Annotated in this window: 12 protein-coding genes and 1 tRNA gene; 6 read left to right on the top strand and 7 right to left on the bottom strand. The window is 48.1% G+C overall.

Annotation, left to right across the window (positions count from 1 at the left end; all coding sequences use genetic code 11):
- Positions 1-224 precede the first annotated feature (224 nt).
- The 3 genes from ACO0KY_RS17085 to mutL all read right to left on the bottom strand — a co-directional run bounded on the left by ACO0KY_RS17085 (position 225) and on the right by mutL (position 3327).
- Positions 225-301 (bottom strand) — tRNA-Met (locus ACO0KY_RS17085).
- Positions 302-408: 107 nt separating this feature from the next.
- Positions 409-1356, bottom strand: coding sequence for a tRNA (adenosine(37)-N6)-dimethylallyltransferase MiaA (miaA, locus tag ACO0KY_RS17080; protein WP_423048047.1), 948 nt, complete (start codon positions 1354-1356; stop codon positions 409-411).
- A gap of 75 nt (positions 1357-1431) precedes the next feature.
- A complete protein-coding gene (gene mutL / locus ACO0KY_RS17075) occupies positions 1432-3327 on the bottom strand; it encodes a DNA mismatch repair endonuclease MutL (RefSeq protein WP_423048045.1) in 1896 nt (631 codons plus the stop codon).
- A gap of 79 nt (positions 3328-3406) precedes the next feature.
- Here mutL and ACO0KY_RS17070 point away from each other — a divergent pair, with 79 nt between their 5' ends.
- Complete coding sequence (locus ACO0KY_RS17070) at positions 3407-4054, top strand: VTT domain-containing protein (RefSeq protein WP_186914015.1); 648 nt, start codon at positions 3407-3409, stop codon at positions 4052-4054.
- Between the two features lie 69 nt (positions 4055-4123).
- Positions 4124-4453 carry a hypothetical protein gene (locus tag ACO0KY_RS17065; RefSeq protein WP_423048042.1) on the top strand — a complete coding sequence of 110 codons (330 nt, stop codon included), beginning with the start codon at positions 4124-4126 and terminating at the stop codon, positions 4451-4453.
- Positions 4454-4512: 59 nt separating this feature from the next.
- On the opposite strand, the gene ACO0KY_RS17060 is transcribed toward ACO0KY_RS17065, so the two are convergent.
- Positions 4513-5964 carry an N-acetylmuramoyl-L-alanine amidase gene (locus ACO0KY_RS17060; RefSeq protein WP_423048040.1) on the bottom strand — a complete coding sequence of 484 codons (1452 nt, stop codon included), beginning with the start codon at positions 5962-5964 and terminating at the stop codon, positions 4513-4515.
- Positions 5928-6413 (bottom strand): tRNA (adenosine(37)-N6)-threonylcarbamoyltransferase complex ATPase subunit type 1 TsaE, encoded by a 486-nt coding sequence (gene tsaE / locus ACO0KY_RS17055; protein WP_423048038.1) that lies wholly within the window; start codon positions 6411-6413, stop codon positions 5928-5930. The genes ACO0KY_RS17060 and tsaE overlap by 37 nt, the downstream gene beginning before the upstream one ends.
- Positions 6414-6528: 115 nt before the next feature.
- On the opposite strand from tsaE, the gene queG reads away from it, so the two are divergent.
- From queG to ACO0KY_RS17035, 4 genes are all read left to right on the top strand, one after another.
- Positions 6529-7575: a tRNA epoxyqueuosine(34) reductase QueG gene (gene queG / locus ACO0KY_RS17050; RefSeq protein WP_423048078.1), complete on the top strand. Its 1047-nt coding sequence runs from the start codon at positions 6529-6531 to the stop codon at positions 7573-7575.
- A gap of 335 nt (positions 7576-7910) precedes the next feature.
- Entirely contained in the window at positions 7911-9377 is a 1467-nt protein-coding gene (locus ACO0KY_RS17045) for an APC family permease (protein WP_423048036.1), read from the top strand.
- A gap of 50 nt (positions 9378-9427) precedes the next feature.
- On the top strand, positions 9428-9910 hold the full coding sequence (locus ACO0KY_RS17040; protein ID WP_186914010.1) for a CreA family protein: 483 nt from the start codon (positions 9428-9430) through the stop codon (positions 9908-9910).
- A 173-nt stretch (positions 9911-10083) separates the two neighbouring features.
- Entirely contained in the window at positions 10084-10947 is an 864-nt protein-coding gene (locus ACO0KY_RS17035) for an HDOD domain-containing protein (RefSeq protein WP_422993007.1), read from the top strand.
- 77 nt (positions 10948-11024) lie between these two features.
- On the opposite strand, the gene ACO0KY_RS17030 is transcribed toward ACO0KY_RS17035, so the two are convergent.
- Together ACO0KY_RS17030 and ACO0KY_RS17025 are read right to left on the bottom strand one after the other, a co-directional pair.
- The gene (locus ACO0KY_RS17030) at positions 11025-11219 is read right to left on the bottom strand and encodes a hypothetical protein (RefSeq protein WP_186914008.1); all 195 of its coding nucleotides are present in this window, start codon (positions 11217-11219) and stop codon (positions 11025-11027) included.
- Between the two features lie 299 nt (positions 11220-11518).
- Entirely contained in the window at positions 11519-11917 is a 399-nt protein-coding gene (locus ACO0KY_RS17025) for a DUF3224 domain-containing protein (RefSeq protein WP_423048034.1), read from the bottom strand.
- Positions 11918-12222 lie beyond the last annotated feature (305 nt).

The raw sequence follows: 12222 nt of genomic DNA, 5'->3' as shown, positions 1-12222 counted from the left end.
TAAAAATCTAAACGAGCTATTGGATATCTCTAAGAATTCAAAAAGTGTTGGCGCTGATTCCCCCGCCTATCTGTTTTGACGGTATGACAAGATACCGTCAAATATACCGTCAAAAGTTGCGGATTTCAACGAACGTTAAAATACCGTAGAGAACAAAAAACCCGCTGTAGCCTAAGCTAGAAGCGGGTTCTTTGTACGTTACTGAACTAGTCAGAACGCGAATCTGGTGGTGATAGGTGGACTTGAACCACCGACCCCAGCATTATGAGTGCTGTGCTCTAACCAACTGAGCTATATCACCAAGAAGCCTGAGATTATGGCAGGATGCGCTTATCGTGTCAATACTGGGGGCAATCTTTTTGCTGAAAACGCCTGCGAATATTTAAAAAGACAAGCTTTATCTCTGATTTATTTCGTTGCTGGCAGATCAAGTTGCTGTTGCGCTAATTGCAGAATCTGTGCTGGTGGATTGGGGCTCAGGCAGTCGATGACGATGCGTTCTGGCATGGAACGTAGCCAGGTGAGCTGACGTTTGGCCAGTTGGCGGGTGGCGATGATGCCGCGTTCGCGCATGTCGTCGTAGCTGATCAGTTGGTCGAGGTAATCCCAGGCCTGGCGATAACCGACGCAGCGTATGGATGGCAAATTGGCGTGTAGCTCTGGCCGTTGCTTGAGCATTTTCACTTCATCGATAAAGCCGTTTTGAAGCATCAGATCAAAGCGTAGCGCGATACGCTGGTGTAAGACGCTGCGATCAGAAGGTTCTAAGGATACGGCGAGCATATCGAAGGCGGGGCCTGCTTTGGTTTGGCGGGCGAACAAGCTCGACATGGTTTCGCCGGAGATGGCATAGATTTCTAAGGCGCGTTGTATGCGCTGGCTATCGTTGGGTTTTAAGCGTGCCGCGGTGTCGGGATCGATTTCTGCAAGGCGGGCATGCAGGCCGGGTACGCCTATACGTTCGGCTTCGGCATCGAGTTCGGCGCGGATTGCCGGGTCGGCTCCGGGTAAGTCGTCCAGGCCATTTTTTAAGGCATTGAAATACATCATCGTGCCGCCGACTAAGATGGGCAACTTGCCACGGGATTGTATGTCCTGGACTAAGCGTTCGGTATCTTTACGAAATTGCGCGACGGAATACGATTCTGCAGGATCGATGATGTCGATCAAATGATGTGGTGCGCTGGCCAGTTCTTCGGCACTGGGTTTGGCGGTGCCTATATTCATATCGCGATACACCAATGCCGAATCCACCGAGATAATTTCGGATGGAATATGCTTGGCGATTTCTAAGGCGGCAGCGGTTTTACCCGATGCGGTAGGGCCCATGATGGCGATGACTTTGGCCTTGTTCATGATGCGGACTTTCTGTATGAAACTGCCACCCTGCATTAACGGTGCAGGGCGGCGTGAAGGTGCTAACGTGGTGATTTACTGCCCACGTAAAAACATTTTATCGAGGTCATTCATACCCAATTGCACCCAGGTTGGGCGACCGTGATTGCATTGGTCGGCGCGTTCGGTGTGTTCCATCTGGCGCAACAGGGCGTTCATTTCTGGCACGGTGAGGCTGCGATTGGCGCGCACGGCGGTATGGCAGGCGAGGGTGCCAAGCAATTCATTGCGGCGGTCAATCAACACCCGCGAGCCACCAAACTCACGTACTTCACGCAGGACATCGCGTGCCAGTGATTGGGCGTCGGCGTTTTTGAGTAAAGCGGGTACGGCACGCACTGCCAATGTGGTGGGCGAAATGGCGCTCATATCAAAGCCCAGAGTTTTGAGGGTCTCCTGATGCTCTTCAACGGTGCCAACTTCAACGGCATCGGCATAAAACGTGACGGGAATCAGCATGGGTTGAACGGGCATGGCGTTCTCATCGAGCGCGTTTTTGAGTTGCTCGTACAAGATACGCTCATGTGCCGCATGCATGTCCACCAACACCAAGCCTTTGCTGTTTTGTGCCAGCACATAGACGCCATGCAACTGTGCCAGTGCAAAGCCGAGTGGATGATCATCTTCTGGCAAAGTACTGGTTGGCGCTGATGGCACTGAAGGGGGGGCATCAAAGGCGTTATTGGTGTTGTCACTCTTGAAAAACGCACCATAGCTTTGCAAGCTTTGGGCGACGCCATGTTCATTCTTGCTGCCAAAATTATTGTAGTTTTGACTGCCACCAAAGCCGGATCCATTATTGCCCGCATACGGTGAAGGTGTCGCAAATTGGCTGGCGAATGTGGTCTGCTCACCAGCAATCCACGGCGTTTTACCTGACAGGACGGCAGTTGCAGATGCCGCCGTGGCTGGCGCAGGTACTGTACCAAATGCCGTGGCCGAGGTTTGCGCTAATGCACGGCTGACGGCATGAAATACAAACTGATGCACGGCGCGGCTATCGCGAAAACGTACTTCAATTTTAGAGGGGTGCACATTGACGTCCACCAATGCCGGATCTAAATCGAGCGCCAATACATAGGATGGGTAGCGGTCGCCATGCAGCACATCCTGATAAGCAGCGCGCACGGCGTGGGTCAACAATTTATCGCGGACAAAACGGCCATTGACATAAAAAAACTGGGCATCGGCGCGCCCACGTGAGGCCGTCGGTAAGCCGACAAAGCCATGTACACGTAAAGGGCCGGCGCTTTCATCAAGTGGCAGGCGGGCGCTGGAAAACGCATCGCCCAGAATCTGCGCGCTACGCTTATCAATCGCGCTGACATTCCAGTGGTCAACAGCTTTGCCATTGTGGGTCAATGAAAACGAGACGTCTGGTCGTGCTAAGGCAATACGGCGCACAACTTCGGCACAATGACCAAATTCAGTTTGTTCTGATTTTAAAAATTTACGTCGTGCCGGGGTGTTGTAGTACAGGTCTTGCACATCAACGGTGGTGCCAATAGCACCAGATGCAGGCGAAATTTTACCGGCTTCGATTTGCCACGCATGCGGCGCATCGGCGGTGCGCGTCGTCAGTGTGAGCAGCGACACCGAGGCGATCGACGCCAACGCCTCACCACGAAAACCCAAGGTGGCGACATTTTCTAATTCAGTCAGCGACGATATTTTGGAGGTGGCATGACGCGCTACTGCCAATGGCAATTGCTCTGGCGGTATGCCGCGTCCGTTGTCGCAAATGGCGATGCGTTTGACACCGCCTTCTTCCAGGCGAATCGTGATATTGGTCGCACCGGCATCCAAGGCGTTTTCTAATACTTCTTTGACCACGGCAGACGGGCGTTCTACCACTTCGCCTGCGGCGATTTGGGAAATCAGGTTGTCGGGCAGGGCCTGGATAGGCCGGTAAGCAGGTAAATTCGTATTCATTCCCCGATTATACCTGTCTGTGCTTGCGCGTAATACGCCATAGTGTATGATTGCGTCGGCTTCATTGACTAGGATGATAATGGATTTAATGCAATTATTTGACATGATCTTGCATGTCGACAAAATGCTGGATGCGGTAATCAAGCAATATGGGACATTGGTCTATTTTGTCTTATTTGTAATTATTTTTTGCGAAACGGCGTTTGTTATTTTTCCGTTTTTACCTGGTGATTCTTTATTGTTCATCGCCGGCACGTTCAGTGCTACAGGTTCTTTGAACGTCTGGGGCATCATTGTTTTATTCTTACTTGCGTCAATTTTGGGCAATACCGTCAATTATTGGATAGGTAGTCTGATTGGCCATAAAATTCTGGAAAAGAATTATAGTTGGCTAGATAAAAACGCACTGATGAAGACGCATGAATTCTATGAAAAGCATGGCGGTAAAACCGTAGTGCTGGCGCGTTTTATTCCTATCGTCAGAACGTTTGCGCCGTTTGTTGCCGGCATTTCTGATATGACGCACAAAACTTTCCAGACATTCAATGTGCTTGGCGCTTTGTTGTGGATTTTTTCTTTGGTCTTGTGCGGCTATTTCTTTGGCAATATCCCAATGATTCGTGATCATTTGAATACCATCGTGTTATTTGGTGTCGGTGTCGCTATTATCCCAGTGGTATTGGGTACGCTGTGGAAGTTGTTGACGGGTTTTCGTCGTACATCCTGATTTTGTAGGGTGGGTGTCACCCTTCCGAAGTATCGACATCAACGTATCGACATTGCTATCAGGTCAATCTTGAAAAACACGACGACTTCTTCCAAGCTGATCTGGCTGCACCACGATGCACCAGTCAAGCCTGAAGTTGGGCAGCCTTGCAATGGCTGTGGCGTCTGTTGCGCTGCCGAACCTTGTCCGGTGGCGCTATTTTTTTTGTGGCAACGTGTAGGTAGTTGTCAGGCTTTGGTGTGGGACGATGGCCAAAAAATGTATCGTTGCGGTATGTCGACTCAGCCAGCACGGTATCTGGTGTGGCTGCCGTTACGTTGGCAGAGTTGGTTTGCGCGGCGGGTCAGACGTTGGATTTCAGCAGGTGTGGCTTGCGATTCATCTGCTACGATTGAATAAAAAAGCCCGGGTTTGCAGTTCACAAGCCGGGCTTTTTTTTCTATGATCAGCGACGAAGATCAGGTAAATCGACTCTTCGCCAGCGGCGGATTACGCGAGAAATATTTTTTGACCCCTTTCAATATCGCCTCAGCCATTTGATCCTGATAGGCGTCATCTGTCAGTTTAGCTTCTTCTTCCGGATTCGAAATAAACGCGGTTTCGATCAGAATACTTGGAATGTCGGGTGCCTTTAATACTGCAAATCCGGCTTGTTCTACGGAACCTTTATGCAGTTTATTGATGCCACTGATTTCTGACAGAACGACTTTGCCAAGTTTTAAACTGTCATTAATCTGCGCAGTGGTGGACAGATCGAGTAAGACGCTGGCGAGTTGTTTGTCATGGCTCTTGATATTGACGCCACCAATCAGATCGGCAGCATTTTCATTGTCGGCTAGCCAGCGTGCGGCGGCAGAGCTGGCGCCTTTGTCAGACAAGACAAAAACCGACGAGCCTTGTGCGGAAGAATTCACAAATGCATCAGCGTGGACGGACATAAACAAATCGGCCTGCACCGCACGTGCTTTTTGCACCCTGACATTCAACGGCACAAAAAAATCTGCATCGCGGGTCAACATGACGCGCATATTTGGTTGTTGTTCAATTTTGGCTTTTAAACGTTTAGCGATCGACAGCACCACGTCTTTTTCCCGATTGCCACCGCGGCCGGTCGCACCCGGGTCTTCGCCACCGTGACCCGGGTCAATCGCTATGGTAATCATGCGGCCATTAGATACTGATTTCTCCTTGGGAGGGAAATCGGCTTTGGGTTCGGGTTTCGGCTCAAATTTGGGGTCAAGCTTTGCTTCTGCTTTGGTATCGTTCCTGGCAATCGTTGTCGATGTATCTGGCTTAGGAACATTGGCGAGCGGCGGATTGACGTTCGGGATCGTTGGAGCCACTTGAGTTGGCTTGTTGTCGCTTTGCCATTCGCCTTTTTCTATCATTGCCATAATTGGATCTGGTGCCGATGCCGGATACAGATCAAATACCAGGCGATGCTTGTAAGTACCTACAGGTTGTAGCGTAAATACCTGCGGGCTGACTTCTTCTTTCAGGTCGAATACCAGACGAACCACATTCGGTTTATTTTGACCGACTCTGACTTGTTTGATATACGGGTCATTCGGTTGAATTTTGGCGACCAGCTCTTTTAAGGTTGGATTAAGTTCCAGACCTTCGATATCGACCACCAGACGCTCTGGATTTTTGACCGTAAAATAATTGGTCACCAGCTCACTGTCATTTTCCAAAGTAACACGCGTGTAGTCTTCGGCTGGCCAGACGCGCACTGCGAGGATTTTTGCGGCTTGTGACACTTGCGGAACAAAGACTGAGAGCAGTAAAGTGCCACCCGCTTTGATGAAAGTACGGCGTGTTTTTGCCAGGCGCGTGGCGCAGGCTGCGGTGGCCTCAGGATTAAATTCTGTGCTTACAGATTCGGGGCAAATTGGAGTGATGCGAGACATGCGGTACCTTTGACTGACAACGCCCGCAATTCTACCTCACGACCGTCGCCTTTGACGCTTAAAAATACATGCAAATCGGGTTCGGGTAGCAGACCATCGGCTTTTTCAGGCCATTCAACGATGCAAATATTTTTTTCGTTAAACTCTTCTCTGAAGCCTGCTTCGGTAAATTCTTCTGCACTGATCATCCGGTATAGGTCAAAATGCATGATAGTGCTTGCCTGACCTTTGATTTGTACAGCATATGGCTCTGCCAGCGTATAAGTTGGACTTTTGACAGTACCTGTATAACCAGCAGCGTGAATCAAAGAGCGGGTCAGTGAAGTTTTGCCAGCACCCAGATCACCGTGCAAAAAAATGCTCATGCCAGGACTTAGGTGATGCGCAAGACACTTACCTAATGCCTGAGTTGCAGCTTCATCGTGCAGTGTAGTTTTATAATGTGACATTTCCAGCCTGACTTCTATCCATGAATTCGCTAAACATAGCATATTGCCCAGCCCTTGTGTATCCGCCGGAGTGTAAAGCGTGAACTTGAATGAACAAGCATTAGCTGATTTATCGATGCAAATCAAGCGTTGGGGTAAGGAGTTCGGCTTTGCAGAAATTCGTATCGCTGATGTTGATTTAAGTCATGCGGAAGCCGAATTACAGCAATGGCTGGACGCAGGTTACCATGGCGAGATGGCGTATATGGCATCCCATGGTACCAAGCGCAGCCGTCCTGACGAATTAGTGCCAGGCACGGTACGCGTGATTTCGGCACGCATGAATTATTTGCCTTCGGCTGAACAATGGCGGGAAGCGGAAAAAAAGCATACCCCCGACACCGCAGTCATCTCTGTGTATGCGCGTGGGCGTGACTACCACAAAGTCCTGCGAACCCGGTTGCAACAACTCGCCGATAAAATCAAAGCAGAGGTAGGCGAATTTGGCTATCGGGTGTTTACCGATTCCGCACCGGTGATGGAAGTGGCGCTGGCTGAAAAATCTGGCCTGGGCTGGCGTGGTAAGCATAGCTTGCTATTAAGTCGTGAAGCGGGCTCGATGTTTTTTTTAGGCGAAATACTGATTGATATTCCGCTGCCAGTGGATCCTCCGGTAGCTGACCATTGCGGTCAATGCCAATCATGTATGGATGTTTGCCCGACCAAGGCAATTGTGGCACCGTATCAGGTTGATGCACGACGTTGCGTTTCGTACCTGACGATAGAATTGCATGGCAGTATTCCCCTTGAATTGCGTCCCCTGATCGGTAATCGCGTCTATGGTTGTGACGATTGTCAATTATTCTGCCCTTGGAATAAGTTTGCGCAAGAGGCGGCGGTTGACGATTTCGAGGTAAGACATGGTCTTGATCATGCGCGGATGGTACATTTATTGCAATGGACAGAAGAACAGTTTCTGCGAATGATGGAGGGCAGTCCCATCCGCCGTATCGGGCACGAGCGCTGGCTACGCAATATCGCGGTCGGTCTTGGCAATGCGGCAAGCACAATGCGTGGTGATGCGGAGATCGTTGCTGCTTTGACTGCCAGACTTTCTCATCCCTCGGAGATAGTACAAGAGCATGTGCGATGGGCACTGGATCAGCACATACCTGTAAATTAGTTGAACCGCAATTTTTTGAAAGACAATGTCGCATTCCAGTTGCTTGTAGTGCGCGCATCAACGAAAGACCTTAAAAATAGGTCGTTGATCAGCATCCTAAGGAAATTTACCGCTATGATTGCGGTTATGGTGTAACACAAATGAAATACTTCAGGCATCAAGCCAGTCAGCCTTAGGTTGGATTGACTGAATTTTTGTCGGTTCTATGACATTGTTACGTATATTCTGCGTTCGTAAGTGGTACATAGTATGAATGAAAGCGCCTCTTAAAACGCACATTCATTTATTCACCTGAACTTGAACATCAGCATTGAACATAAGAACAAGGATAGATCTTGAGACAACCATCATTTTTACAGCAATTAACGCGCACCAAGGCGGTTGAAGCACATGACATTATTTCTGAAGATCAACAGCAAAACAGTCTGCACCGGTCCTTAGGCATATTTTCCCTGACGATGATAGGTGTCGGAGCCACGATAGGTACCGGTATTTTCTTTACCATGGTTGAAGCGGTCCCCAAAGCAGGGCCTTCTGTCATTTTGTCATTTTTAATTGCCGCCATGACTGCCGGTTTGACTGCTTTATGTTATTCCGAACTGGCAGCACGGATACCGGCATCCGGTTCTTCTTATTCATTTGCATATGCGACAGTGGGTGAGTTTGCGGCGTTTGTGGTGGCCGCTTGCTTGCTGCTTGAATATGGTCTGGCTGCGAGTGCGACTGCGATCGGCTGGTCGGCTTATCTGAATAATTTTTTGCAGAATGCGATTGGTTGGCAAATTCCGGAAATGTTACGTTCGCCTATGGTTGTTTCAGGCCCCCATGGTGTTGAAATACATCCCGGACAATTTAATCTTCCCCCGGTCGCCTTGGTCGCCATTTGTTGTGTTTTGCTTTTGCGTGGAGCCAAAGAGTCGGCAACCGTGAATGCGATTATGGTGATGATTAAACTGGTTATATTGATCTTTTTTTCAGTGATTGCTTTCTCGGGTTTTAATATTGAGCATTTCACGCCGTTTTTTAATACGGATAACAGCAAGGGCATGGCGGGCATGGCTGGTGTGACTGCCGCTGCTGGTACTGTGTTTTTCTCATTTATTGGTCTCGATACGGTGGCCACTGCAGGTGCTGAGGTCAAGGATCCTAAGCGTAACGTGCCGCTCGGCATTATGGCTGCGCTGATTGTAGTGACGGTGTTTTACATGCTAGTTGCTGTTGCTGCAGTTGGTGCACAGCCAGCAAATTTATTTGAAGGCCAGGAAGCCGGTCTGGCAGTAATTTTGCAAAACGTCACAGGCAAAGCATGGCCTGCCCTGATTTTATCTGCGGGTGCAGTGATTTCGGTGTTCAGCGTAACGCTGGTGACTATTTACGGTCAAAGCCGGATTTTGTATGCGATCAGTAAAGATGGTTTGATTCCGTCCTCATTCCAAGTCGTCAATCCACGTACCAGAGCACCTGTTGTCAATACAGTACTGGTTTGTATTGCGGTGGCCATAGTTGCTGGTCTGGTCGATTCTACCTTCTTGTGGGACATGGTCAGTATGGGTACCCTGGTTGCATTTATCGTTGTGTCATCGGCTGTACCAGTGATCCGAAGTAAAGGTATAGGTCATGGCAGCGACGGCTTCCGCGTGCCATTTGGACCGTATCTGATTCCTGGTTTGAGTATTTTTGCTTGCTTGTATATTTTAAAAGACTTGTCCGACACCACATTCAAGGTATTCTTTATCTGGATGTCAGTGGCGGTCGCTATTTATTTTATCTATAGCAAACGACATTCCAGATTGAATAAGTAAAACGGACGAGATACCACTCCTTCATCGGAAAACAGAAAATGGTGATAAATATGAAATCAGCAGTTCAGGTTGTTACGTTGTTTGCGTCATTATTTGTTGCCAGCACCCAGTTGGTGAGCGCAGAAAATATTGGTAGTGTCGATACCGCATTTAAATTGATAGGCCCAGATCATAAAGTGGTGGTTGAGGCTTATGATGATCCTAAAGTCAACGGGATTACTTGCTACGTATCACGGGCGAAAACGGGCGGTATTTCTGGTGGTTTAGGTTTAGCCGAGGACAAGTCGGAAGCGTCAATTGCCTGCCGTCAGGTCGGCCCTATTAGTTTTACGGGACCATTGAAGCAGGAAGAAGAAGTTTTCAATCAAAGCTTATCGATCTTGTTCAAAAAATTGCGTATTGTTCGCATGGTGGATCAAAAGCGTAACGCCTTGGTTTATCTGACATACTCAGATAAACTGGTGGACGGCTCACCTAAAAATAGTGTGACTGCAGTCGCTGTTGATCACTCTACCGTCATTCCAGTTAAATAAAGTTGTGCTATTGTTCAGGGCTATGATCAAGGATGGATTAGTGATGCCAACGAAATGTTAAGCATCGTTAGCTTTCCTTGATTACGCTGGGTTTCCATTGGCAATAAATTTCTTCACAGTAATGGATACGTTAAAATGCTGCTCGCCAGAAATGACCCTTTCTTCGTTTTAACATGACACCTTCGAGCATTTCCTCCGCTGCCAATGATCAATCCGTTGATTCTTTGATCAAAACGATCCGTATTCCACCACGTCCCAGCATGTTAATTGATGTGCAAACCGAATTGGCATGTAAGGAACCCGATCCACGGCGTCTGGCAGCAACTATTGCTAACGACGTTGCATTGGCGGCCTCGCTGTTGAAGCTGACAAATTCATCGTTTTTTGGTTTGCGTTTGAAAGCGAGTTCAGTCGAACATGCCGTGAACCTGCTCGGAATGCGCCAATGTGGTTTGTTGATGACCGGCATTATTGCTCGGCAATCTGTGCAAGTAGAAAAAGTGTCATTGGTTAAGTTTTGGGATTTTTCTTCTAAAAGGGCACAAGCAATGTCGCATCTTGCCGGGCAGATGCGCATCTGTTCTGCCGATATGGCGCATACATTTGGTCTGTTTTGCGACATCGGCATTCCCTTGTTGATGGAACGTTTTCCGGAATATCAGCAAACTTTGGATATTGCCTCTCAGCAATTCGAGCATAAATTTACCGAAACAGAACAACAGCGTCATAGCACCAGCCATACTTCGATTGGGGCTTTGATGGCGCGTACCTGGGGTTTGCCTGAAGAGGTATCTACCGCTATTCTGTTGCATCATGATTACGAGGTGCTGAATGATGGCGCGACCTCAGAAACGGTCCGTTCCTTGATTGCTTTGGCATTGGTCGCTGAATACAGCATCCACAAATACCATGGTGAAGAAACACTCGCTGAATGGGAAAAAGGCGGTCAACTGGCCACAGATTTTCTGGGCCTATCTCATGACGAATTAGAGGACTGTTTTGAGGAGCTGCACGAGATTTTTAATCACGTACACTAATCATTCAAAGCTATCCTATTTTCAGCAATGCGAGTTGCTTTGTTTGTAGTGATTTGTTGTTGTGATCACTATCCTGATCACAACAAACTATTCACCATTTTTGCTGGCAAACGCACTATCGCAAGCAGTAACTCGAAGACGCCATCTACTGCTATTCCTAGTATCCGCAGAGGTAGTAGCAGCAACCATATCAATGGGTAGAGAATGATTGCCATTAGTGCGAGCGGCCAGCAAAATACAAACAACATCAGCCAGATCAAAAATGTGAGCATGATCGCTTTATCCTGCAATCACACGTAACAAATTACTCAACATGACGAGAGCAATCGTGGCGATGACTACGGCATCCATATTAGCGCTAAGGTTCATGATTTTTCCTTTCAATTTCGTGTTGGAGTGATGTCACTTTAATCCACGAAAAATGGGAGGTCGAGGCACATGAGACCAAGCGTCAATTTGCTATGACAGAATGCTTTTAAATGCGATAAGCAGGAGCGTCCAGAATTCTGGGAGGGGCAACCCGCCAATCACGATTGCTAACGGCAATTTAATGAAGCTTCACACGCCTGTATCAGCTTCCAGGCAATGAAAAATCAAATGTATAAAAGTGCTGACCCTCTTTTATTTCTATCTGCATCAATCCGCTGAGTCCAATCAATTCTTCACTGCCGGAATCTGGTACGACCTGGATTTTTAATTCAGAGGCTCCACTCTGCATGCTACCCAGATGCATGAGCACAAAGCTACCTTTCTTTCCGAATAACGTTCCTGTAACGCGCTCCATTGCGACATATCCAGCGGAACCAGGCGTAGCAGAGCGTGAGGCTAATATCTCTCCAAGGCTGTGTGCGTTAAGGTCACCTGAGAATTGCTTCGCTATACTCATACGTCCGAGTTGCGCGCTTTCTGTGCCTTCTGCGGCTGATTGGGGGGCTAGTTTTACTTCAAAAATTCCATTGATTCGAGCCATTTTTGCATCCTATTTTGATATCCAGATTGCTTTTTTGGGGGGCGATTTTACGATTCATGTGGTGATGAATGTGCCTGAACAGTACACCGCACAGTAACAAAAAAGCGCAATGTGATGACGATCGGAATAAGGTTAGTGGAATAGGTGTCTTTTACGTATTATTATAAATTACTAACGGATAAATAAATTAATTATAAAAAAGACATCAAAATAGCTTCAAAATATCCAATGCAACTTCATCGTTTTCTGCAGCACTGGCGACCGCCAACGCAAGTTTTCCTATGTCGCCACGGCTGCGCTGGTAA

Source organism: Undibacterium sp. Dicai25W (genome assembly GCF_049340505.1).
Taxonomy (GTDB): domain Bacteria; phylum Pseudomonadota; class Gammaproteobacteria; order Burkholderiales; family Burkholderiaceae_D; genus Undibacterium; species Undibacterium jejuense.
Note: the sequence above shows the minus strand (reverse complement) of the source record. Positions and strands in the feature narration are given on the sequence as shown.

Bases quoted from the DNA above. Each gene is read 5' to 3' on its own strand.
- ACO0KY_RS17030 (WP_186914008.1), bottom strand. From the start codon at position 11,219: ATGCTCACATTTTTGATCTGGCTGATGTTGTTTGTATTTTGCTGGCCG.
- queG (WP_423048078.1), top strand. From the start codon at position 6,529: ATGCAAATCAAGCGTTGGGGTAAGGAGTTCGGCTTTGCAGAAATTCGT.
- miaA (WP_423048047.1), bottom strand. From the start codon at position 1,356: ATGAACAAGGCCAAAGTCATCGCCATCATGGGCCCTACCGCATCGGGT.
- tsaE (WP_423048038.1), bottom strand. From the start codon at position 6,413: ATGTCACATTATAAAACTACACTGCACGATGAAGCTGCAACTCAGGCA.
- mutL (WP_423048045.1), bottom strand. From the start codon at position 3,327: ATGAATACGAATTTACCTGCTTACCGGCCTATCCAGGCCCTGCCCGAC.
- ACO0KY_RS17060 (WP_423048040.1), bottom strand. From the start codon at position 5,964: ATGTCTCGCATCACTCCAATTTGCCCCGAATCTGTAAGCACAGAATTT.
- ACO0KY_RS17040 (WP_186914010.1), top strand. From the start codon at position 9,428: ATGAAATCAGCAGTTCAGGTTGTTACGTTGTTTGCGTCATTATTTGTT.
- ACO0KY_RS17025 (WP_423048034.1), bottom strand. From the start codon at position 11,917: ATGGCTCGAATCAATGGAATTTTTGAAGTAAAACTAGCCCCCCAATCA.
- ACO0KY_RS17035 (WP_422993007.1), top strand. From the start codon at position 10,084: ATGACACCTTCGAGCATTTCCTCCGCTGCCAATGATCAATCCGTTGAT.
- ACO0KY_RS17070 (WP_186914015.1), top strand. From the start codon at position 3,407: ATGGATTTAATGCAATTATTTGACATGATCTTGCATGTCGACAAAATG.